This window comes from Vibrio comitans, assembly GCA_024346835.1.
GTDB lineage: Bacteria > Pseudomonadota > Gammaproteobacteria > Enterobacterales > Vibrionaceae > Vibrio > Vibrio comitans.
The window spans coordinates 1,030,138-1,052,771 of record AP024866.1; the positions used below are offsets into that span (position 1 = coordinate 1,030,138).

The 22,634-nt window shown below is 45.6% G+C and carries 19 protein-coding genes; 13 read left to right on the plus strand and 6 right to left on the minus strand.

What is annotated here, in order from left to right; genetic code table 11:
* Positions 1 to 64 precede the first annotated feature (64 nt).
* On the plus strand, positions 65 to 1,372 hold the full coding sequence (gene fadI / locus OCU46_RS04725; RefSeq protein WP_141272133.1) for an acetyl-CoA C-acyltransferase FadI: 1,308 nt from the start codon (positions 65 to 67) through the stop codon (positions 1,370 to 1,372).
* Complete coding sequence (fadJ, locus tag OCU46_RS04730) at positions 1,372 to 3,483, plus strand: fatty acid oxidation complex subunit alpha FadJ (RefSeq protein ID WP_141272134.1); 2,112 nt, start codon at positions 1,372 to 1,374, stop codon at positions 3,481 to 3,483. The genes fadI and fadJ overlap by 1 nt, the downstream gene beginning before the upstream one ends.
* A 97-nt stretch (positions 3,484 to 3,580) precedes the next feature.
* On the opposite strand, the gene OCU46_RS04735 is transcribed toward fadJ, so the two are convergent.
* Both OCU46_RS04735 and OCU46_RS04740 read right to left on the minus strand, forming a co-directional pair.
* Positions 3,581 to 4,744, minus strand: a complete 1,164-nt coding sequence (locus tag OCU46_RS04735; RefSeq protein ID WP_141272135.1) for a threonine/serine exporter family protein — start codon at positions 4,742 to 4,744, stop codon at positions 3,581 to 3,583.
* A 105-nt stretch (positions 4,745 to 4,849) separates the two neighbouring features.
* Entirely contained in the window at positions 4,850 to 7,627 is a 2,778-nt protein-coding gene (locus tag OCU46_RS04740; RefSeq protein ID WP_141272136.1) for an insulinase family protein, read from the minus strand.
* Positions 7,628 to 7,831: 204 nt separating this feature from the next.
* Here OCU46_RS04740 and sixA point away from each other — a divergent pair, with 204 nt between their 5' ends.
* A complete protein-coding gene (sixA, locus tag OCU46_RS04745; RefSeq protein ID WP_141272137.1) occupies positions 7,832 to 8,296 on the plus strand; it encodes a phosphohistidine phosphatase SixA in 465 nt (154 codons plus the stop codon).
* Between the two features lie 52 nt (positions 8,297 to 8,348).
* On the opposite strand, the gene OCU46_RS04750 is transcribed toward sixA, so the two are convergent.
* Positions 8,349 to 8,801, minus strand: coding sequence for a fasciclin domain-containing protein (locus OCU46_RS04750; protein WP_371858850.1), 453 nt, complete (start codon positions 8,799 to 8,801; stop codon positions 8,349 to 8,351).
* 131 nt (positions 8,802 to 8,932) lie between these two features.
* Positions 8,933 to 9,463, minus strand: a complete 531-nt coding sequence (gene smrB, locus OCU46_RS04755; protein WP_017027794.1) for an endonuclease SmrB — start codon at positions 9,461 to 9,463, stop codon at positions 8,933 to 8,935.
* A 61-nt stretch (positions 9,464 to 9,524) separates the two neighbouring features.
* Here smrB and prmB point away from each other — a divergent pair, with 61 nt between their 5' ends.
* A complete protein-coding gene (prmB, locus tag OCU46_RS04760) occupies positions 9,525 to 10,457 on the plus strand; it encodes a 50S ribosomal protein L3 N(5)-glutamine methyltransferase (RefSeq protein ID WP_141272139.1) in 933 nt (310 codons plus the stop codon).
* A gap of 135 nt (positions 10,458 to 10,592) precedes the next feature.
* The gene (gene aroC / locus OCU46_RS04765; RefSeq protein ID WP_141272140.1) at positions 10,593 to 11,678 is read left to right on the plus strand and encodes a chorismate synthase; all 1,086 of its coding nucleotides are present in this window, start codon (positions 10,593 to 10,595) and stop codon (positions 11,676 to 11,678) included.
* 59 nt (positions 11,679 to 11,737) lie between these two features.
* On the opposite strand, the gene OCU46_RS04770 is transcribed toward aroC, so the two are convergent.
* On the minus strand, positions 11,738 to 12,361 hold the full coding sequence (locus OCU46_RS04770) for a trimeric intracellular cation channel family protein (RefSeq protein WP_141272141.1): 624 nt from the start codon (positions 12,359 to 12,361) through the stop codon (positions 11,738 to 11,740).
* 214 nt (positions 12,362 to 12,575) lie between these two features.
* Here OCU46_RS04770 and OCU46_RS04775 point away from each other — a divergent pair, with 214 nt between their 5' ends.
* From OCU46_RS04775 to OCU46_RS04785, 3 genes are all read left to right on the plus strand, one after another.
* Positions 12,576 to 13,106: an elongation factor P hydroxylase gene (locus OCU46_RS04775; protein ID WP_141272293.1), complete on the plus strand. Its 531-nt coding sequence runs from the start codon at positions 12,576 to 12,578 to the stop codon at positions 13,104 to 13,106.
* Between the two features lie 3 nt (positions 13,107 to 13,109).
* Positions 13,110 to 13,376, plus strand: a complete 267-nt coding sequence (locus tag OCU46_RS04780; protein WP_141272142.1) for a YfcL family protein — start codon at positions 13,110 to 13,112, stop codon at positions 13,374 to 13,376.
* Positions 13,377 to 13,504: 128 nt separating this feature from the next.
* On the plus strand, positions 13,505 to 14,041 hold the full coding sequence (locus OCU46_RS04785) for an NADPH-dependent FMN reductase (protein ID WP_141272143.1): 537 nt from the start codon (positions 13,505 to 13,507) through the stop codon (positions 14,039 to 14,041).
* A gap of 77 nt (positions 14,042 to 14,118) precedes the next feature.
* On the opposite strand, the gene mnmC is transcribed toward OCU46_RS04785, so the two are convergent.
* Positions 14,119 to 16,170: a bifunctional tRNA (5-methylaminomethyl-2-thiouridine)(34)-methyltransferase MnmC2/FAD-dependent 5-carboxymethylaminomethyl-2-thiouridine(34) oxidoreductase MnmC1 gene (mnmC, locus tag OCU46_RS04790; protein WP_208733565.1), complete on the minus strand. Its 2,052-nt coding sequence runs from the start codon at positions 16,168 to 16,170 to the stop codon at positions 14,119 to 14,121.
* A gap of 118 nt (positions 16,171 to 16,288) precedes the next feature.
* Between mnmC and fabB the strand changes: the two genes are divergently transcribed.
* From fabB to truA, 5 genes are all read left to right on the plus strand, one after another.
* Positions 16,289 to 17,500 (plus strand): beta-ketoacyl-ACP synthase I, encoded by a 1,212-nt coding sequence (gene fabB, locus OCU46_RS04795; RefSeq protein WP_141272145.1) that lies wholly within the window; start codon positions 16,289 to 16,291, stop codon positions 17,498 to 17,500.
* Between the two features lie 100 nt (positions 17,501 to 17,600).
* Positions 17,601 to 18,734, plus strand: coding sequence for a 4-phosphoerythronate dehydrogenase (locus OCU46_RS04800; RefSeq protein ID WP_141272146.1), 1,134 nt, complete (start codon positions 17,601 to 17,603; stop codon positions 18,732 to 18,734).
* A complete protein-coding gene (locus OCU46_RS04805; RefSeq protein ID WP_141272147.1) occupies positions 18,731 to 19,744 on the plus strand; it encodes an aspartate-semialdehyde dehydrogenase in 1,014 nt (337 codons plus the stop codon). Before OCU46_RS04800 ends, OCU46_RS04805 begins: the two co-directional genes overlap by 4 nt.
* A 215-nt stretch (positions 19,745 to 19,959) precedes the next feature.
* Positions 19,960 to 21,654: a FimV/HubP family polar landmark protein gene (locus tag OCU46_RS04810; protein WP_244311434.1), complete on the plus strand. Its 1,695-nt coding sequence runs from the start codon at positions 19,960 to 19,962 to the stop codon at positions 21,652 to 21,654.
* 67 nt (positions 21,655 to 21,721) lie between these two features.
* Positions 21,722 to 22,513 (plus strand): tRNA pseudouridine(38-40) synthase TruA, encoded by a 792-nt coding sequence (truA, locus tag OCU46_RS04815; protein WP_141272148.1) that lies wholly within the window; start codon positions 21,722 to 21,724, stop codon positions 22,511 to 22,513.
* Positions 22,514 to 22,634 lie beyond the last annotated feature (121 nt).

The window sequence follows — 22,634 nt, forward strand, 5'->3', positions numbered from 1 at the left end:
TTTTGATTTCATTAACATTCTGATTACAATGGTCGAGGTCTGACCACTTAATTAAGGATGTGTGATGGGATTACAACAGTTGACGACCCGACAGGGAGATAGGGTGGCAGTAGTCGCAGGGCTTCGAACGCCCTTTGCTAGACAAAGCACAGAACTCAAAGATGTGCCTGCACTAGATCTCGGTAAGATGGTAGTGAGCGAAATGCTTGCGCGTACAGAGATCGACCCGTCTATGATAGAGCAGGTCGTTTTTGGTCAAGTCATTCAAATGCCTGCTGCTCCCAACATTGCTCGTGAGATTGTACTGGGTACCGGCATGGATATTAATACAGATGCTTACAGTGTCACGCGTGCTTGTGCAACTAGTTTTCAAGCTACGGCGAACGTTGTAGAGTCAATTCTCGCGGGAAATATAGAGGTGGGTATTGCTGGTGGAGCAGATTCATCGTCAGTGCTCCCTATTGGCGTGACCAAGTCTCTTGCTTCAAATCTCTTAGCTCTTAGTAAAGCTCGCTCGCTATCACAAAAGCTAAAAATCGTCAGTGGCTTCAAGATGAAAGACTTGATGCCTGTTCCGCCTGCTGTTGCTGAATACTCTACGGGATTGTCCATGGGACAAACGGCAGAGCAAATGGCGAAGACCCATTCTATCTCTCGAGAAGATCAAGATGCTTTGGCGCATCGCTCTCATGCTTTTGCCGCAGAGGCATGGAATGAAGGTAAGATCCGCGATGAAGTGATGACGGCCTATCCAGAACCTTATAAAAAGTGGATTGATACCGACAACAACATTCGTTTTGATTCCACGATTGAAGGCTACGCCAAATTAAGACCCGCATTTGACCGTCAATTTGGCTCGGTAACGGCAGCCAATGCCACGCCTCTTACTGATGGCGCCGCTGCGATCATGCTGATGACAGAAAGTAAAGCAAAAGCACTTGGGCTCGAGATCCTCGGCTACATTCGTTCCTATGCGTTTTCAGCCACAGGTGTTGAGAAAGACATGTTAATGGGGCCTTCGTATGCAACGCCGATGGCACTAGACCGTGCTGGTATTTCGTTAAATGATTTAACGCTGATCGATATGCACGAAGCTTTCGCCGCTCAAGCCCTAGCGAATATGAAGATGTTTGCTAGCGATAAATTCGCGCGCGATAAATTGGGAAGAGATAAAGCGATTGGCGAAATTGATATGGATAAGTTTAACGTGTTGGGTGGCTCCATTGCTTACGGTCACCCATTTGCTGCGACCGGTGCTCGTATGATTACGCAAACCCTAAGAGAGCTCAAACGACGAGGTGGAGGCCTCGGCCTTAATACGGCATGTGCTGCTGGTGGACTGGGTGCTGCGATGATCTTGGAGGTGGAATAATGAGCGAGACTAAAACATTTAATCTAACCATAGATTCAGAGCAGTTGGCTTGGCTATCAATTGATGTGCAGGGTGAGAAGATGAACACCTTGCAAGCGGCATTTGCTGACGAGATGAATGATATCTTGGCGCAACTTGACCAAAAGAAATCAGAAATTACAGGCCTAATTGTTTACTCCCTTAAACCGGACAATTTTGTGGCTGGCGCCGATGTGAGAATGCTCGATGCATGCAGCACCGCAGAGCAAGCGACAGAGCTTGCAACGACAGGTCAGCAGATGTTTGCAAGATTGGGTGAGTTTCCCTTCTCTGTGGTATCTGCCATTCATGGCCCGTGCCTTGGCGGTGGATTAGAGCTAGCGTTAGCCTGTGACTATAGAGTATGCAGCGATGATGATATTACTCGCTTAGGCTTACCCGAAGTTCAACTAGGTTTATTGCCAGGCTCTGGCGGGACTCAGCGCTTGCCTCGTTTGATTGGTCTTATGGCATCACTTGATTTGATCCTAACCGGTAAACAAGTACGTGCGAAGAAGGCGAAGAAATTGGGCCTTGTAGATGCCAGCGTTCCTCAAAGTATTTTGATGGATGTAGCAAAGACCTACGCTACGAAATCTAAACCAAAACGCAAAGCGCCAGCAAAAGAGAAATTAATCTCTAGTATTGGTTTGAGCCGTAAGGTGATTTTTGACCAAGCCGCGAAGAAAACCAACCAAAAGACGCGTGGTAACTATCCAGCGGCTGACAAAATTCTAGAAGTAATGCAGTTTGGCCTAGATAAAGGCTTTGCAAAAGGGCTAGAAAAAGAAGCGCTAGAATTTGGCAAGCTGGTGATGACCTCTGAATCAAAAGCGCTGCGTTCTTTGTTTTTTGCGACCACAGAAATGAAGAAAGAGCACTTTGGCAATGCTGTGCCTGCAGAGGTTAAGCAAGTGGGTGTCCTTGGTGGTGGTTTGATGGGCGCGGGTATTGCGCATGTCTCATTGGCTAAAGCTAAGCTACCTGTGAATCTTAAAGATGTGTCGCAGGATGGCGTGCTCAATGCGCTTGGTTACAACTACAAGTTATTCAATAAGCAGCGCAAGCGTCGTATTCTTTCTAAAGCGCAGTTGCAATCTAAAATGTCTCAGCTTCGTGGCGGAACTGACTATTTAGGATTCAATAAAGCTCAGGTAGTCATTGAAGCGGTGTTTGAAGACCTAGCGCTGAAACAAAGCATGGTGCAAGAGATTGAAAACGAGTGTTCTGACAGCACGATCTTTGCTTCAAACACTTCATCTTTGCCTATTCATCAGATAGCGGAAGGGGCTCAAAGGCCAGAGAACATAGTCGGCCTGCATTACTTTAGCCCTGCTGAGAAAATGCCGTTAGTTGAGGTAATACCTCATGCCACAACCTCTGATGAAACCGTTGCAACTGTGGTTGCCTTAGCGCGTAAGCAGGGCAAAACGCCGATTGTGGTCAAAGATACCGCCGGATTCTATGTGAACCGTATTCTTGCGCCTTATATGAATGAAGCTGCTCAAGTATTAATGGCAGAGCAAGAAATTGAGCATATTGATAATGCCTTGCTCAACTTCGGTTTCCCTGTTGGCCCTATTACCCTGCTCGATGAGGTTGGTGTGGATATTGGCGCCAAGATCATGCCTATTTTAGTCAAAGAGCTAGGGGAGCGATTCCAAGGCCCAGATCTGTTCGACACCTTGCTTAACGATGGCCGTAAAGGTAGGAAAGTAGGCAAAGGCTTCTATCAATACAAAGGCAAAGATAAGAAGGTCGACAAATCTGTGTATGGATTATTGAAATTGACGCCTTCCCGAAGCCTATCCGAAGAGGACATTGCCCTTCGTTGCACTATTCCACTGCTCAATGAGGCGGTACGCTGTCTTGATGAAGGGATCATTGCGAGCGCCAGAGATGGTGATATCGGTGCAATCTTTGGTATTGGCTTTCCACCATTTACCGGTGGGCCGTTTAGGTTTATTGATACCTACGGCTTGCAGAACTTGATCGAGAAGATGAACCAGTTTGAGCTTAAGTTTGGCGAGCGATTTAAACCGTGCCAGGGCTTACTTGATAGGTTGGAATCTGGAGAGACGTTTTACAGCTGATGCTTAGTCAATAACAAGTCAATTGAATAGGCGTAACTCTGATGAGAGTTGCGCCTTTTTTAACTCCCTTGACAGGGGCACACCTACTAGACCCTCGCTATCTCTCAATCTTCGGCGAATAAATAGAATAAGCCGTGATTTGCCCTGCCATAATGGCGGAGAACATAAATAGAGCTGATAACCCAATGCTGGGTATCGGTAGAATTGATTGTTCAAACACAGATTCACTGGCACTGACCAGAACCCGGCTACCGGGTACTAAGATAATAATGCCTTGTAGAATGTAGATGGAACCGGTCAAGTTCATCTTCTTTGCAATCCACGTGCCGTAGAGGGTGATGATTACTGTTGTCAGCCAAGTTCCTACAATCCAGCCACTGCCAAATCCTAAATAATATGGCCCCCACATCCCCAGCACTGCAACAGGGAGCCCTAGCAGCATATCTCTTGGCTGGGCGTTGAATATGATGCCGATAGCGATAGATATAAGAGGCAAGCCTGCGATATGCATCCATGTGGGCACATCATTGGTATAGGTTAGCGAATCGCTCATGCCCCATATTGCTTCTCCCACTTGAACGCCCATGAAGATGCCAATGAAGAGTTTTATTAAGGTCAGTGCGCTTTGCCCAAGTAAACTGGTACCGGAAACAAGATCGTTGAAAGCTAGACATTCGAGTGAGTTGGCAATAGACAAACCGGGCACAAATAGCACGATCGCGGCGATACATAATGCATACACAGGAATGGGCAGCCCTAAGCTACTCAATCCTGCGACACAAATACCAGTCAGAAATGCTGCAATAAATTCTACTGCAATGGTACGACGTCCCCGCAGCACCATTTGACAGCCCCAAACCATAAACCCAAGAAACACGGAGCAGATGATGGCCTCAAGGGTGCTACCAATCAGCATCAGATAAGCAGGAGGAATAGACATGTTTGCTAGAGCTACAGCCCAAATAGGGTAGCGAAACGGTTCTTGTTTGGTAGCGCCACTGGGTCTGCGCAAACGTTGTATGGTTTGAGCAAGGAGACTGAGATCGATAGAAGCGGGTGGTAGGCGCTTCATAATGACTTTATTGTTGTCTTCAGGAAACTGGTAATTAATCGAGGTTGGCAGTGCCTGCACCATAACTTGAACGTTATGTTGCTTCGCGTAATGTTGCGTGAATTTTTCTACTTTGTAGGGTGGGCAACCACTCTTATGAAGGGTGTTTCCAAATTCAACTATCCTGTCGAACATTTCTCGCTGGGGCATGACTAGTAACAAAGAAGATTAACAATGTCGCGAATGTACCAGATAAACAGCATCAAAGCCAAAAGATGCGATTAGCTTTGATACTGTTTGTATTTCAATCCGTTGCTAGCCTAGTTCGACGTCTTTAGGCATGAGCTGAAACTCTTCAATGGAGCCTATTTCCTTGCCTAATTTTAATGGTGGTGCATCGTGGTGTTGGTTTCCTTGCGTGTGCATAACCAATCTATTTGCTGTTCTTGGCTTAAGCTGATCAACTACAAAGCGAATCATATCTGCGCGAGTGAGGCCACGAATCTTATCCACCACGAGCTCTCTGTTATTGAACTCTTTATCTTTGTTGCCAATAGAAACCCAGAGTCTTTGGCCTTTGGTTCGAAGGTTATTGTCCGGCGCCATTATTTGATTGAGTAGTCCTTGCTTACTGTTTTGCCATTGTGCTTCGGTGAGCTCCAAAAGCACCATGTAAAACGCATTTAAGAATTCATCGATAGAAGCAACAAGGTCTATGGGCGCAGCAACGGGCGACTGCACGTAAAGGACAATCCCAGGAATACGGTTCAGTGGCATGTTTCCAGTGCCCACCATGTAGCCCAATTGCTGCTTAGTACGGATCTCATTGAAAAAGGCCGACGACATTAAATGATTCGCTAGGGTAAAGGTGGCAATTGATGTTGGGCTCGAGTCTTTACCTTGGTGGTAGATAGCCACAGCAGAGTCGTCTTGATTACATTTGACCTCTCGCTGGAACGTCCCTTGACTACCTAATTTAACTAGAGGGCGCAGTGATTCTTTGTATACTTGATTCTCTACACGTAACGCATTTTTCAATTCGTCAGAGATTTGATGGGCAGCTTGTTGAGTCCAATCGCCGAAGACGAACATCTCTACGTAGAGTTTGCCTAGCAACATAGATACAAACTCTGGAAGTTGCTCTATGGTCACTTGTTCAAGGGCATCAGCAAGTACAGCAGCAGGAGGGTTATTAGGCTGCAAAATCCCCGATAATTGATTGAACAGCTGTGAAAGTGGTCTATCTTTGCTGGCATTTCGCCATTTACGAAGCATTTGAGCCTTAATAATGTCAAAGCGTTGCTGTTCAAAATTGCGAGTGGCAAACTTCTCTAAGATCATCTTCAGCAGCTGGGGCTGTTTTTCGCTAAAGCCTGAGATAGTTAGAGTCAAACCGCCTTGGTGGGCATAGATGTTGTAACTCATACCCGCGATCTCTGCTTGATACGACTGACGAGATAAAGCCTCCATGAAGAGTTCAACACACAAGCGCAGTTTCACTATGCTTTGCGGATCTTGAACAGAGCAGGGGCTATCTATCGCTATATACAGTGACCCCTTAGGCACTCGAAAGTCGGGTTCTTGAAGATGCCAAAGCCTTAGCCCGGGGAGTTCTTCAATGAGTGTTGGCAGTTTTTTCCGCTCTTCGAGTGATTTTGGATCTAGGTTGTAGCAAATGAACGGGTTCTTACTGGGCAGTGCAAACTCATCATAAGCTTGCGGATTGCTCCAGCGATCTACTTGCTCGAAACTTAACTTTTTAGATGAGTATGGGGTGAAGTACCAGTCAGCTTGTTTGTCATAAACTAGCCCTTTTGCAGTAACCCAAACGCGAAGGTTTTCCACGCAAAAATAGGGGATAAAACTTTCAATCAATGAACGGTCAAAATCGCTCATTCGATAGTCACCGTACAAGACTTCTTCAATAGGGTAGTGCTGCAGGTTCATGACCAGATAGCTGGCTAGATCCATTGGCTTTACGGATTCTTGGAAGCGAAACGCAGATTCTAAAACCGCTTGCTTCTCATGGTAGCGCCAATCCTCAATTCCCTCATCAAACACCAGTTTCATGTAGGAAAAAATCATCTCAATGATGTCATCGATGTGATCAAGCCCTTCAGGTGTGAGCAGACAGCCGATAGTAAATTCTCGGAAATTGCCACCACTAATACCGCCACCGGCGGCTAAAGAGGTAATCCAGTGTTTATTCTTAAGCGCCAAAGTGAGGCTTCCTGGCCCTTCATAACCAATAAGGTGAGCAAAATAAGACAGAGGCTTGGTTGCGTAATGCTTATCCATATTGGGAAAAGAGAACGACAGACTTAGCTTTCGCACTTCTTTTTCTGGTTCGATTTGAATATACAGTTGTTGCTCTTGTTCAGTAAGCAGTGGAGTCGTGAGGGTTTTACCGCCAAAATCTTTATTGGGTATATCAGAAAACAAGCCAGTTGCTAATTCTTCAAGCTCATCTAGAGATTGAGGACCGACAAGCACTGCTGTCATTAAATCCGCGGAATAATTCTCATCGTGAAAACCAATGATTTCATCTCTGATTGAGCCACTTTCTCTGTCACTGAGCGTTTCCTCGTTTCCCACTGAGAATTTTGAAAACGGATGAGCAGGGTTGACCAATTCTTTTTGTACTTGATAGAAGCGACGAGAATCATCGTGGATTTTCATCTGGTACTCAGAGTTGACCGCTTGTCTTTCTTTGTCCAAGGCTTCTTGATTAAACAGGGGAGAAATAAAGAATTGGCTGAACCTGGATAGAGCAGGCTCAAAGAAGTCGGGAGAAACATCGAAGAAAAAACAGGTATGTTCAGTGCCAGTCCAAGCATTATTGCTCCCCCCATGCTGGCTTATGAATGTTTGGAACTCACCAACTTTAGGATAAGCCTTGGTGCCAAGAAAGAGCATGTGCTCAAGGTAATGCGCGAGACCTTCACGGTCTGCAGGGTCATCAAAATGTCCTACTCTCACCGCAAGTGAGGCAGATGAACGTAGTGCTTCGGGAGCCTGAACCAAGATCACCTTAAGCTGATTACTTAGGGTTAAGGGACGATAGCTGTTTTTATCATTCGGGCTTTGATGCACTTAACGCTCTCCTTTGAGTTACTCACGTCCAAAGATGCGAATCTTGATCGAGGTAAACTATTGTTTTGTATGTCAAGTATGGCGGAGCAATGACGTCTAGCAAACCTAAAAAGTAAATTTTTATTGAAATGCTAGCTCAATCAGAGATAACCCCATGTGTTATGGTGTACTCTTTGATGAGGCAGTCACAAGTTTAGGATAGAAATGAACGTATTTATCATGCGCCATGGAGAGGCAGGAAGCTTTGCCATAAGCGATGCTGAGCGTACTCTGACCCAGCGCGGAGAACAGCAGTCATTAGAGGTCGCTAAAGCTGTGGTTGGGCAGGGTGTGTCCCACTTTGACCTCGTGTTAGTCAGTCCCTACATTCGAGCCCAGCAGACATGGGATGTGATTAAAGGGCAATTTTCGGCTACAAAGGTTGAGGAGTGCGTAGATATTACGCCCTATGGCCAGTCCGATGATGTCTATCAATATGTTTGTGCAATCGCAGACACACAGAAACCCAATTCCATTCTTCTTGTCTCACATTTACCGTTGGTGGGCTATCTTACCGCTGAGTTTGTCAATGATATGAGCGCTCCAATGTTTCCAACCTCGGGCTTTGCCGCTATAGACTTTGACCTAGAGAGTAGTAACGGTGAGTTGATGTGGCATATCGCACCATAATTTATATATAAAAACGGCGACCTTCGGTCGCCGTTTTCAAATCTATTTGTGCTTATTTAGGCATAATCACAGTGTCGATAACGTGTATAACGCCGTTTGATGCCTTGATGTCAGTAGCCGTCACAGTAGCGTTGTCTACCATCACGGTACCATCCATTACTTTAATCATGACTGTGCCGCCTTGCACTGTTTTCGCCTCACTGAGTTTTACTACATCTGAAGCCATCACTTTTCCTGCAACTACGTGATAGGTCAAAATTGCGACTAACTTGTCCTTATTTTCTGGCTTTAAAAGCATTTCGACTGTGCCGTCTGGCAACTTGGCAAACGCTTCATTGGTAGGTGCGAATACCGTAAAGGGGCCTTCGCCTTTGAGAGTATCAACCAATCCTGCTGCTTGCACCGCTGCGACCAGCGTTGAAAAGTCGTCATTGCTTGCGGCCACATCAACAATGTCTTTCTTCATGCCATGATGACCAGCGTAGATGTTAAAACTTAGTGCCATAAGGCCGAGTAACCAAACTGCTTTTTTTGCGAGTTGTGAGTACATAACGTATCCCTCGTGTTGTTTTGTTGAATATCCAAACGCTTTGGATACATGCAACATTGATTACGCAACGAGGGAGTAAACGATCATTATTTCTCTGGAATAGAGAGCAGTACCAGCAGTGCACCAGCGCCACCAAACTCGAGAGGAGCTTGATGATAAGCCATAACATCTGGGTGTTGCGCCAGCCACAATGGAACCTTCTGCTTGAGAATATGCTTGCCGATGCCGTGCATCACGCTGGCACAATGCACGTTTTCTTTAATACAGTGCGCAATCATAGCGCCAAGTTCACGCTTGGCTTCTTGTTGAGTCATGCCGTGCATATCTAGATAAACGTCGGGCACATAAACACCACGTCGCAATCGCTTCACTTCATACTTTGATACATCGCTTCGTGCGTAGCGTGTAGGACCGTCGTCACTCAGCATAGGTTCGAACTCATCAGAGAAGAAAAATTCGTTGTCTTTGGCTTCTCTACTGAACCTTTGCTGTTGTTTTTGCTTTGTCTCTCTTTTTGGCGGTTGGATTATGGTATCCTGTTGCAACTTTTTAACGCCCTGTACTGCTTCTTTAAACAAAGCAAAGTCATCATCGCTTGGCTTATCTGATTTGTTCATGGAAATGGTTTTCTGATCTATCTTTGATTGGGCAGTATTGTAGCGCTTTTTGGAGAAAATTTTGGATAAGATTTTTGTAGATGAAGCAGTGTCGGAACTTCACACACTGCAAGACATGATTCGTTGGACAGTTAGTCGATTCAACGCGGCGGGACTATTTTATGGTCACGGCACAGATAATGCGTGGGATGAAGCTGTACAATTAATCCTGCCTTCACTCTATCTACCCCTAGATGTGCCGTCGCATGTCTTAAATTCACGCCTGACTAGCAGTGAACGTTTACGTATTGTTGAACGAGTCATTCAGCGTATTAACGAACGTACTCCAACCGCGTACCTGACCAATAAGGCATGGTTCTGTGGTATGGAATTCTTTGTTGATGAAAGAGTATTGGTGCCACGCTCACCGATTGGTGAATTGATCGAGAATCAATTCCAACCATGGTTGGTTGACCAACCAACTCGTATCATGGATATGTGTACCGGTAGTGGCTGTATTGCTATCGCGTGTGCGCATGCGTTCCCTGATGCAGAGGTTGATGCGATTGATATTTCTTCTGACGCGCTAGAAGTGGCAGAGCAGAATATTCAAGATCATGGTCTAGAGCTTCAAGTTACGCCAATTCGCTCTGACTTGTTCCGTGATTTAGTTAAAGAGAAGTACGATCTTATCGTGACGAACCCGCCATATGTAGACGAAGAAGATATGAACAGTCTACCAGAGGAATTTAAGCATGAGCCTGAGCTTGGTTTAGCGGCGGGTACTGATGGCCTTAAGTTGGTGCGTCGCATCCTTGCTAATGCGCCAAATTACTTATCAGAGCACGGCATCCTGATCTGTGAAGTGGGCAATTCAATGGTTCATATGATGGAGCAGTATCCACAAATTCCATTCACTTGGATTGAATTTGCTAACGGTGGGCATGGTGTATTCATGCTAACTCGTGAGCAATTAGTTGAATGTGCGGACGAGTTTGCTCTGTACATAGATTAGTTTTAAAGAACTGAATTGAATAACGGCACCCATGGAGGTGCCGTTTTTTGTTGTCAAAGATCTTTACAATAGAGTGTGATAAGGCGAGTATGAAAGGCATTAGCTCGCACAAAACAGACTTACAATGAGGAAGTAATGGCAGGAAACAGCATTGGCCAGCATTTTCGCGTAACCACATTTGGCGAAAGCCATGGTATCGCTTTGGGTTGTATCATCGATGGATGCCCTCCTGGTTTAGCTCTAGAAGAAGCTGACCTTCAAAAAGACCTAGACCGCCGCCGTCCGGGTACCTCTCGTTATACTACCGCTCGTCGAGAACCGGATGAGGTGAAGATCCTTTCTGGGGTGTTCGAAGGACAAACGACAGGAACGTCAATTGGTCTATTGATCGAAAATACCGATCAGCGCTCAAAAGATTATTCTGAGATCAAAGATAAATTCCGTCCAGGTCATGCCGATTACACTTACCACCAAAAGTATGGTGTGCGTGATTATCGTGGTGGTGGTCGCTCTTCTGCTCGTGAAACCGCTATGCGTGTGGCGGCAGGTGCGGTCGCGAAAAAGTACCTAGCACAAGAGTTTGGTGTTGAAATCAAGGCCTATTTAACTCAAATGGGTGATGTGAAAATTGAGAATATCGATTTTGACGAAATTGAAAACAACCCGTTCTTCTCTCCAGATGCTGCTGCCGTTGAAAAGTTTGATCAACTGATTCGCGACTTGAAAAAAGAGGGCGACTCTGTAGGCGCTAAACTGCAAGTGGTCGCAAAGGGCGTCCCAGTGGGTTTAGGTGAGCCTATCTTTGATCGACTCGATGCTGATGTTGCTCACGCCCTGATGAGCATTAATGCGGTTAAGGGTGTTGAGATTGGTGATGGTTTTGAAGTGGCAGCACAGAAGGGCAGCGAGCATCGCGATGAGCTAACTCCAGATGGATTTGCTTCAAACCATGCTGGTGGCATCTTAGGTGGCATCTCAACTGGCCAAGACATTGTAGCCAATATTGCACTTAAGCCGACATCAAGTATTACCGTACCGGGTAATACCATCAATCGTCAGGGTGAAGCGACGCAGCTAATTACTAAAGGTCGTCACGACCCATGTGTTGGCATCCGCGCTGTACCGATTGCTGAAGCTATGCTAGCCATTGTGGTGCTTGATCATTTGCTTCGCCATCGCGGTCAAAACTTTGGTGTGACAACAGAAACGCCGAAGATTTAAACTGGCTTTGAATCATTAAAAGGCTCTGAACATTGATGTTCAGAGCCTTTTTTATAGGTTTAATGCAGTGAGTTTTCTGCCTCAAGATGAAATGAAGGTAGGCGCCATTTAAATCTTACGGCCGCCATTCTCAATAGATAACCGACAATCAGTGTTGAGATGGTGGCTGTTACCTCATCAATACCAAACTCTAGCTGGGCTAAGTAGAGTCCCGATGCGATCAGTGCTACCGATGCGTACAGTTCTTCGTGTAAGACCAAGGGTGTTTGACGGCAGATGAGGTCTCGAAGAAGCCCGCCAAAGACGCCAGTGACCAAAGCCGAAACCATGCAGATAAGAGCATGGTGTCCCATTGCCATCGCTACCTTAGTCCCTATGATACTAAATACAATCAACCCCAAAGCATCTAAGCGAATGAACACTCCCTTTAGCTTGATGACCCATTTGGCAAGTCCAGTAGTCAGTACACCGGCAACGCAGGTAATCACTAAAAATTCTGGATTTTTAACCCAGCTTAATGGGTAGTGACCAAGCAAAATATCTCGGACTGTTCCACCGCCTATGGCCGTTGCGCTTGCTACCAGCATCACGCCAAACCAATCCATTTTGCGTCGACCTGCGCTTAAGGCGCCTGTCATAGCTTCAGCCGCAATACCTATGATATATAAAACACTTAGTAGCATGTTGTGAGACTCTAATCATGACCAGTTTTGCTGGTAGGTGGAAAAATTAGGCGTGAGTGTAGAGCGAAATACGAGCGCTGACGAATGAGATTTTGTACCGACGCAATCGTTTGTCAGATTATTAAATCTAATAGCGGAGCAAGACAGTGGGTTTACCTGTAAAGCTAAAAAAGCGACAATATTGTTTTACTCTAACGCAACGACCAAGCTCGCTATGACTCACGAGTACTCAGACCTAATCACTCTTTTTAACGACACTTTTTCTGCTTCGTTCAATACCAAGCTAGAACTTGGTGGAGATGAGCCGATCTATCTCCCTGCGGATGAAGAACATAGCCATCATCGCATTATTTTTGCCAGAGGCTTTTATGCCTCTGCGCTACATGAGATAGCGCACTGGTGCGTAGCTGGTCCTGAGCGACGACTCATTGAAGATTTTGGCTACTGGTATGAACCGGATGGTCGTGATGCAGATACGCAGGCTGAATTCGAAAAAGTGGAAGTCAGGCCCCAAGCCTACGAATGGCTGCTTTCACAAAGTGCAGGATTTCGCTTTCAAGTTAGCTGTGACAACTTGCACGGTGCGTTTGAGCCAGATAGATTAGGTTTTATGAAAAAAGTGCATGCAGAGGTCATCGACATTTTAGAGAAAGGCTTGCCAACTAGGGTCGAGATGCTTTCTAATGCGCTTCGGGAACATTACAGTGTCCCTCCACTTACTCAGGAAGACTTTAAGGTACTTTAAACCATGATTTTACAACTCGAAGAACAACTCTTAGACACCATTGACCAAACCGTTGCCACAGCTTCGGATGATGAGTTGTTTGCTGGTGGTTATCTGCGTGGTCATATTTCCCTTGCAGCCGCTGATTGCGAATATGAAGCCGTTACTGAAGTCGCCGTATTTAAACAAAAAATTGAACAAAGCTTGGCTGATGCGCAATCTGAACTGACCCCAGCAGATCGCGTTATCGTGGCAGATATGTGGGATGCCTTATCAAAGTCAATCGCTTAATCTTTTCTTCAACCAGCGACCTTGTTCAGTTTTTTTGATGGAGTTGTTACAACGGACTCTATGGTCAAATGCTCTGATCTTATTATTATGAACGTAACACTAAGAGACAGTTAAAATAGGAAGTGAACATGAAAGTAGTCGCGTTTGGAGCAAGCACAAGCTCAACCTCTATCAATAAAACTCTAGCTGCTTATGCTGCTGAGCAAATTCCTGGCGCTGACGTCGAAGTCATTGACCTAATTGATTTCCCAGCGCCGCTGTTCAGCGAAGACACGGAAAAGGAAATTGGTCATGCGCAGTCAGCTCAAAAGCTGATTGCTAAGATTGGTCGCGCCGATGCTGTGATTGTCTCGTTTGCTGAACATAATGGTAGTTACACTGCTGCGTACAAAAATCTGTTTGATTGGGCGACTCGCATTGAGCGCAATGTATTTCAAAACAAACCCGTTGTGTATTTGGCGACGTCTCCAGGCCCAGGTGGTGCGCAGAGCGTACTTGCAAGCGCAGTAGGCTCTGCACCTTATTTTGGTGCTGACGTCAAAGCGTCACTTTCTATTCCAAGTTTCTACGATGTTTTTGACGTCGAAAACAATGAGTTCAAAGAGATTGAACTTAAAGGCAAGGTTCAAGAAGCGGTAGAGAGTTTAGTGGCAGAGGTTGCGTAAACTTCTTTCGTTTCGAATCAAAACAAAAATGGGCACATCTCGGTTTATAGAGTGTGCCCATTTTTATTGTCTACAGATTACTGGTCGAGCCCGGGAATAGGTTTACCTTTTCTCAGCTTTCGTACCCACATTCGACTCGGGTGTACTACCTCGAGCATATCCGTAGACAGAGGCAAAGGTTGTTGAAGAATTTGCGAGGCCAGCACTTCAGCCAGCATTGGTGCAGATGTTAGTCCGCGAGAGCCCAGCCCCAACAAGCAGAATAGGTTCGTATATTGGCTGACAGGAGTTACTTGCGTGTTACCTCGCTTATTTAAACTCTCATACTGCTCAAGTATCTGCTCAAATTGCCCTACATTTCCTGCGAAAGGTAAGTGATCTCGGGAAACGCTACGGACGCCCTGCCTCGAATCATTGCCACTTACATCTACGCCTAATGTCCACTCTTGATCGGGTAAGCATTGCTGCAGTTTCGCCGCGTTTTGCTGCTGGGCTTGTGGATCGAATGCGTTGGTCAAATCGCTACGATCATAACTTGCACCAATACAATGCTTATCCAGCGGACTCTTTGGCGTTAGGTAGCCATCGTAGCAAACCACGGTTTTTAGTTTTTGTAGATGCTCATTAGTCGGAATATGGCTGACTTGCCCTTTGACCTTGCCCAGCGGCAATAACTGGCTTTGGGTAAACTGGTCGAATAGATGCCCATTAGCAATGACAACAACAGAGTGCTCGAATGTCCCTTTGTTGGTTGTGACCTGCCATTGTTGTTCACCTTCATGCACTTGTTCAGTTAAATCGGTGACTTCATGGCTTAGCTTAAGAGTCAGTTTTCCCTGCTCACTGAGCATATTAAGCACACCTTCAGTGCATTGCTGAGGAGATAGCCAACCGCCAAGAGAATAAAAAACGGAGCCAAAAGAGCAATCTAAGCCCGCGGTTTCACTGGTTTTCTGTGGGTCTAGCGACTTTATAAGCTCCTGAGGATATTGCCCCTGCACTAGGCGAGACAGTTTTTTGTGCTCTGCTTCATTCCAAAAAAGTTGGGTCACTCCGCACCAGTCATGGTCAAAATCAACCTTACTGGCAATTTGATCATAGAATTGCCTCGCAAAGGTAAAGCCATTGGCAAACACTTGAGATACCGCATTATTGTTGCCATTGAGAAGAGGGTAGAGAGCCCCTTGGCGATTTCCCGAGGCACCATCAGCGAGTGTTTCATCTTTGCAATAAAGGGTAACGCTCGCTCCTTTCTGAATCAGTGAATACGCCAAGCAAGCACTGGCAATGCCGCCTCCAATAATAGCAATGTCTCCAAACTGCTCGGCACTCTTTGTTGCAGATTTTGTAGCCGATTGGCGGTCAAACAGAGGTGAAAGGTTGCTGTAACGCTGCCTGTTAACCATTGAACCTGCAATCATCTCGCGCTTGTGACCAAAGCCTTTTACTTTTTTCATCTCAAAGCCTGCTTCAATCAAGCCTCGACGAACAAATCCCGCTGCAGTAAAGGTGGCAACACTACAGTCTTGCTTAGCAATTTTTGCCATGCCATTGAATAGATCTTGGTTCCACATCTCAGGGTTTTTGCTCGGTGCGAATCCGTCCAGAAACCACGCATCAACAATGCCGTCTTGATAAGTAGGAACTCGAGGTAGGTTGTCTTTAATATCACCAAGCCATAGATCTAATGTGATGGCACCATCGGCTAAGATCAAACGTTGACATTCAGGTAGCGCCATAGGGTAGTGCTGTTGCAATTCTAATGCGTACTTTTTCAATTCTGGCCATGCTTTATGTGCTTGCTTTAAGTCATGCAGAGTGACCGGGAATTTTTCAAAGCTAATAAAATGTAACTGAGTAAGTTGGCTTTGTGGATTCTGTTGTCTGAATTGCTCAAATTCTTTCCAGACAGCGAGGAAATTTAGCCCCGTCCCAAAGCCCGTTTCGGCGATCACAAATCGCGATTGGTCATATTTATGCCATCGCTCTGGGATATGATTTTGAGTAAGGAAGACATAGCGAGTCTCTGCAAGACCGTCGTTGTTTGAGAAATAGACGTCATCAAATTGTTCAGAGACAGGGGTGCCAGAGTCGTTCCAATCTAGCTGAGCGTGTTTAATTTTGGGCATATTGATCATAGAATGAGTCGTTAACTGTAGAGATTGTACAAATATCTAGGAAAGCTGACCACTTTATACGGCCTTTCTGGTTATTATCTAGCGGAAATTTGAATTATAGGAATGTCACATGAAACGAGTCGTGATCACCGGTATGGGTATTGTTTCCAGCATCGGTAACAACGTCGAAGAAGTACTAGAGTCTCTTAAAGCTGGCAAATCTGGTATTGAAGCCTCAGAACAATTTAAAGAAAAAGGGCTGCGTTCTCAGGTTTGGGGCAGTCTGAAGATTAATCCAGCAGAACATATCGACCGCAAGCAAATGCGTTTCATGGGTGATGCCGCAGCCTACGCGTACATTTCTATGGATCAAGCTATTGCTGACTCAGGTCTAACTCCGGAACAAGTATCTAATGAGCGTACCGGTATCGTTGCAGGCTCTGGTGGTGCATCCTCTTTAAACCAAGTAGCAGCCGTTGATACTCTTAGAGAGAAAAACGTTAAACGTGTTGGTCCTTACATGGTAACGCGTACTATGGGTTCGACTGTTTCTGCATGTCTAGCAACACCATTCAAAATTAAAGGTGTTAACTACTCAATCAGTTCTGCATGTTCAACATCAGCTCACTGTATCGGTCACGCTATGGAACTGATCCAGTTAGGCAAACAAGATGTTGTATTTGCTGGTGGTGGTGAAGAGCTTGATTACAGCATGTCGATGATGTTTGACGCTATGGGCGCACTGTCTACTAAGTACAACGATGAGCCGACTCGCGCTTCACGTACCTATGATGCAAACCGCGACGGTTTCGTTATCTCTGGTGGTGGCGGTATGATGGTTATCGAGGAGCTAGAGCACGCTCTTGCTCGCGGCGCTAAAATCTACGGCGAGCTTGTAGGCTACGGTGCTAACTCTGATGGTCACGATATGGTGGCTCCATCAGGTGAAGGTGCAGTTCGCTGCATGAAGATGGCTCTACAGAATGTTGACTCTGTGGACTACGTGAATACGCACGGTACATCGACTCCAGTAGGTGATGTGAAAGAGCTAGGTGCTATCCAAGAAGTATTTGGTGGCAACAGCCCTGCAATCTCTGCAACTAAAGCGATGACAGGTCACGCACTAGGTGCTGCAGGTGTTCATGAAGCTATCTACACAGCACTGATGCTAGAACATGGCTTTGTTGCTCCAAGTATCAATATCGAAACATTAGACGAAGCGGCTACTGGCCTTGATATTGTTACTGAGAAGCGCGACCAAGAGTTGAAGACGGTTATGTCTAACAGCTTTGGCTTTGGTGGCACTAACGCAACTCTAGTGTTCAAAAAGTACGAAGGTTAATCTCTTCTACCCATAATATTTTATAAGGCCCGACAGGCTTTGCTTGTCGGGCCTTTTATTATTAATCTATACCCCTGCAAATCACTTTGAAGCCCTGTTAATGAAAATTGTAATTGATGAAAATATGCCTTACGCCAAAGAGTTATTTGGTCAGTTGGGTGAGGTTATTGCGTTATCTGGACGTACGATTAATGCTGATGATCTGGTGGATGTTGATGCCCTGATGATTCGCTCTGTCACTAAGGTGAATAGCGAGTTGCTGGCTAAAGCAAACAAGCTTAAGTTCGTAGGCACTGCAACTGCAGGCCATGATCACCTTGACGAAAAAGCGCTTAAAGCAAAAGGTGTCGCTTATACTCACGCTCCTGGCTGTAATAAAGTGGGAGTTGCAGAGTATGTTATTTCATCATTGATGGTACTTGCCCAGCAGCAAGGCTTCTCAATCTTTGACAAGACGGTCGGCATCATAGGTGCAGGGCAGGTAGGAAGCTATTTAGCAAAATGCCTTACTGGCATTGGGATTAAGGTGCTGCTCAATGACCCATTAAAAGAGGCTGAGGGTGACACACGCCAGTTTACTGATTTAGATGAGTTGATAGCGCAAAGCGATGTGGTTTCCTTGCATACGCCAATCACTCGAGACGGTGAATATCCAACACATCATATGATTGATACTGAGCGCTTGCAGAGAATGCGTGCCAATCAAATTTTGATCAATGCTGCTCGTGGTCCGATTGTTGATAATTCAGCGTTAAAACAGAGATTAGAGCGCAATGATGGCTTCACTGCCGTATTGGACGTATTTGAGTTTGAGCCAGAAGTGGATCTTGAACTTCTGCCGCTACTGGCTTTTGCAACGCCGCACGTTGCTGGGTATGGCCTAGAGGGTAAAGTTCGGGGCACGACCATGATTTTTAACTCGTTTTGCCAGTTAATTGAGAGTCCGCTTTCTGCCAATGCTGCGGATCTTTTGCCTATCGCTCCAGTTCCCGAAATGCACTTATCTCGCGCTTGGGATGAAGCAACACTGCACAACATCACACAATTGATCTATGATGTGCGCAAAGACGATGCCCTGTTTCGCCGAAAGATTGGCAAAACAGGTGCATTTGACCAAATGCGCAAAGAGTACTGGGACCGCCGAGAGTATGGTGCGGTGACGCTGACAGGTGATGCGTCTTGTAATCTGCAACCCTTGCAAGAATTAGGTTTTAAGGTAGAGGTAAGTAAATGAGTCAAAAATTTAATGTGGCTATTTTAGGCGCGACTGGTGCTGTGGGTGAAACACTACTAGAAGTGCTTAAAGAGAGAGATTTCCCAGTGGGCGATCTGCATTTACTGGCCAGTGAGCGTAGTAAAGGTAAAAGCTATCGCTTTAACGGTAAGAGTATCGAAGTACAAAACGTTGAAGAATTCGATTGGTCTCAAGTACACATCGCTCTATTTTCAGCAGGCGGTGAGTTATCCGCTCGTTGGGCACCTATTGCGGCAGACGAAGGGGTGGTTGTTATCGATAACACTTCGCAGTTCAGATACGACTACGATATCCCTCTTGTTGTTCCTGAGGTGAATCCTGAAGCGATTGCTGAGTTCCGTAACCGCAACATCATCGCAAACCCAAACTGTTCTACTATCCAAATGCTAGTGGCTTTGAAGCCAATTCATGATGAAGTAGGAATCGAGCGCATCAACGTATCGACTTACCAGTCTGTTGCTGGCGCGGGTAAATCAGGCATTGATGAATTAGCAGGCCAAACGGCGAAGCTACTCAATGGTCTTCCTGCAGAACCTGAAACGTTTTCTCAGCAGATTGCGTTCAACTGTATTCCTCAGATCGATAAGTTCATGGATAACGGTTACACCAAAGAAGAAATGAAGATGGTTTGGGAAACGCAAAAGATCTTCAATGACCCTTCAATCATGGTAAACCCAACCTGTGTTCGTGTTCCTGTTTTCTACGGTCACGCTGAAGCCGTTCATGTTGAAACTCGTGCTCCTATTGATGCCGCTCATGCTATCGGCTTGTTCGAACAAACCGAAGGAATTGAGGTTTTTCACGGTGAAGACTTCCCAACTCAGGTTCGTGACGCGGGTGGTAAAGATCATGTGATGGTGGGTCGCGTACGCAATGACATCAGTCATCAGAGCGGTCTTAACCTGTGGGTTGTTGCTGATAATGTTCGTAAAGGTGCAGCGACTAACGCGGTACAAATTGCAGAATTATTAATTCGTGATTACTTCTAATCGATGGCTGCTTCTATGAAGTAGCGTTTATCGGTTTTATAAAGCCAGAGTTGACTCGTTCATCTCTGGCTTTTTTGTTTTTAGCAAGATAAAGCTCAATGATTAACCGGTAGCGGTATTTGCAACACATTTTTAACGTAAATTGTCATGCTGTTGTTGTCTTTTGTTGCAAATTTTAGCAAATTAGAACTATTCATCGCCTAAGGTAAATCTAGTTGCGCTCTCAAATGGAATTGTATCGTCGTACCCTTACTGTAATTGTTTGTCTTCTATTCTCTGTTGCATCGCAAGCAGAAGAAATTCGCCTTGTTGGGCCGAGTGGAAAACTACAAGCGGTTCCTACCTATATTGTCCCAGACAATCTTGATGGCACAGCGCTTAATCGAGATCAAAACAGACTTTCGACTCAAAGAACCTATGGCCCAACCGCTATAGATGAGACCCTGTGGTCTATAGGGCAAACGGTAAGAAGTAGTGAGGAGCAATCTGTTTATAAGATGGTATTAGCCATCTATAGAGAGAACCCAACTGCCTTTGAAGACAGAAATATTCATTTGCTAAAGCCTGGCAGCACAATCACCATTCCAACGGATGCAGCGGTCGAAAAGCAGAGCGTCGCGGAAGCGGTTCGCTTATTCAAAATCCATGAGCGTAAAGCGAGCTACCTTGCCAAAGTTGCCAGTGAAAATGGGCCTACACAAATCAATGTTGAAGACCTTGGCGCTCGAGAAATCCAACAAAAGCAAATTGAGTTTTTGCAGCAGCAATTGCAGTCGTCACAAAGCGAATATAGCTCTTTGCAACAGAATAATCAGGATCTACTTAAGGCTATCGGTACCATTCGTACTGATGTTGTGGAGTTAAAGGGGCAGCTAGACCTAGAATCTGAGCGCCGCGCCAATGTTGAGAAAATGCTCATTGAGCAGCGCAATGTATCAGGCTCAGTCGTTGGTCAAGACAGTACAAGCCTACTCACTAATGTGTGGGTTATTGTTGCTCTGTCAGCGGCGGTCACAGCTTTAATCATGTTACTGATCATTAGGCTAACTCTTTCAATAAGACCCGTCCCGCAGATTGGTAAAGAGCCTTCACCACCTAAGGCATTAAACCCAGTGCCTGTTAGTCGAGGTGAAGATGAACCCGAGATTGAAAATGTCGAACCCGTTGAAGCGAAAAATGCGTCAGCGGCGGAGACAGAATCTACACCGAATGAATCTCAGCCTGGCACAGTCAATCCTTTAGACAAAGAGTTTGAGCAAGAACTGGATAAAATCTTAGCGGACAAGCCTGAGTTAGAGAGCGACGAATTGGCGGAGACTAATGATGTTTCTCAATCAAAAGTCGAGCCAGCAGAGGTTGTTCATGACGAAGACTTGCCTGAGTACGGTGAGGAAGAGGCGTTAGCTGATGCTAGGAAAGAAGCGTTAGAACTGTTGGCAGAAGATGATGAGGCGATTTCTGAATCTAAGGCGGTATCTGAAGTAGATGAAGAGCAAGCGTCTCAAGCATCGTTAGAGCCTGATTCACAGGAGCTTAGCCCTACTGAAGACCTTGTATTGCAGCAGGCGTCTACTGAGAATGAATCAGCAGTAGAGCAGAAGCCTCACAGCCCTTATAAGACGATTGATGAAGTAATCGCTGAGGGAGACGCAGAGCCTGCGATAAATCCAGATGAAGAAGAGTTAGATCTAAGAGTTGGACTTGATGAGTTCCCAGACGTTATTGGCAAGGTAGAACTGAAAGATGTTGATTTGGATGGTGAGGTAGCCAGTCAGCTTGATCTCGCTACGGTTTACATTCAAATGAACGATTTGAACCATGCCCGTAAGTTGTTAAAAGGGGTGTTGGATAAGGGGACTCAAGAAGAGAAACATCGCGCCCAGCAGTTACTTGAGTCTATTCAGTCTTAATGAAATTTGTGAGGTTAACGTGCATCGTTTATACTGCCCGCCCCAAATTTCAACTGGATTGTGACTGATGAGAATCGCCCTAGGCATCGAATACGATGGTGCAAAATATTATGGTTGGCAGAGACAGAATGAATTCGATTCTGTTCAAGAGCGTTTAGAGAAAGCGCTCTCCATAGTGGCGAATCACCCAGTAGAGGTTCAATGCGCAGGTCGCACAGACGCTGGCGTACACGGAACTGGGCAAGTGGTGCATTTTGATACCACAGCTTCTCGTAAGATGCTAGCTTGGCAAATGGGCGTTAACGCCAATATGCCAGGTGATATTGCTGTGCGTTGGGCGACTGAGGTTTCTGAAGACTTTCATGCACGATTCAGTGCGACCGCGAGGCGCTATCGCTACGTTATCTATAACCATGCGTTGCGCCCTGCAATCCTAGCAAAAGGGGTGAGCCATTATCACGGTGATCTTGATGTAGATAAAATGCACCAAGCTGCCCAGTTCTTGCTAGGAGAGAATGACTTTACGTCATTTAGGGCTGCACATTGCCAGTCTCATAGCCCGTTTCGCAATATGATGCACATCAACGTGACTCGTCATAATCATTATATCGTTGTTGATATCAAGGCGAATGCCTTTGTTCATCATATGGTGCGAAATATCGTCGGTAGCTTGCTGGTGGTAGGCCGAAATGAGCAACCCGTTGAATGGATTGAGTGGTTATTAGCGCAGAAAAATCGCTCTCTAGCAGGAGCAACGGCGAAAGCCCACGGATTATATTTGGTAAAAGTGGACTACCCCGAGGAATTCGCTATTCCAGAATTACCTATGGGGCCGCTGTTTTTACCCGAAGAATTGTGATGAAACGCAAATATAGCGTCAGTTTGACGTCATTTTGCTGTAATAATTAAGTATTAAGGGATAGGTACAACCAGTTTTTTATCTACACTAGAGTGGATCTATGGTTTAATCCTTGCAAATT

Coding starts and splice junctions, on each gene's coding strand:
- fadI (WP_141272133.1), top strand. CDS start 65: ATGGGATTACAACAGTTGACGACCCGACAGGGAGATAGGGTGGCAGTA.
- fadJ (WP_141272134.1), top strand. CDS start 1,372: ATGAGCGAGACTAAAACATTTAATCTAACCATAGATTCAGAGCAGTTG.
- OCU46_RS04735 (WP_141272135.1), bottom strand. CDS start 4,744: ATGCCCCAGCGAGAAATGTTCGACAGGATAGTTGAATTTGGAAACACC.
- sixA (WP_141272137.1), top strand. CDS start 7,832: ATGAACGTATTTATCATGCGCCATGGAGAGGCAGGAAGCTTTGCCATA.
- OCU46_RS04750 (WP_371858850.1), bottom strand. CDS start 8,801: ATGGCACTAAGTTTTAACATCTACGCTGGTCATCATGGCATGAAGAAA.
- smrB (WP_017027794.1), bottom strand. CDS start 9,463: ATGAACAAATCAGATAAGCCAAGCGATGATGACTTTGCTTTGTTTAAA.
- aroC (WP_141272140.1), top strand. CDS start 10,593: ATGGCAGGAAACAGCATTGGCCAGCATTTTCGCGTAACCACATTTGGC.
- OCU46_RS04770 (WP_141272141.1), bottom strand. CDS start 12,361: ATGCTACTAAGTGTTTTATATATCATAGGTATTGCGGCTGAAGCTATG.
- OCU46_RS04775 (WP_141272293.1), top strand. CDS start 12,576: ATGACTCACGAGTACTCAGACCTAATCACTCTTTTTAACGACACTTTT.
- OCU46_RS04780 (WP_141272142.1), top strand. CDS start 13,110: ATGATTTTACAACTCGAAGAACAACTCTTAGACACCATTGACCAAACC.
- OCU46_RS04785 (WP_141272143.1), top strand. CDS start 13,505: ATGAAAGTAGTCGCGTTTGGAGCAAGCACAAGCTCAACCTCTATCAAT.
- mnmC (WP_208733565.1), bottom strand. CDS start 16,170: ATGCCCAAAATTAAACACGCTCAGCTAGATTGGAACGACTCTGGCACC.
- fabB (WP_141272145.1), top strand. CDS start 16,289: ATGAAACGAGTCGTGATCACCGGTATGGGTATTGTTTCCAGCATCGGT.
- OCU46_RS04800 (WP_141272146.1), top strand. CDS start 17,601: ATGAAAATTGTAATTGATGAAAATATGCCTTACGCCAAAGAGTTATTT.
- OCU46_RS04805 (WP_141272147.1), top strand. CDS start 18,731: ATGAGTCAAAAATTTAATGTGGCTATTTTAGGCGCGACTGGTGCTGTG.
- truA (WP_141272148.1), top strand. CDS start 21,722: ATGAGAATCGCCCTAGGCATCGAATACGATGGTGCAAAATATTATGGT.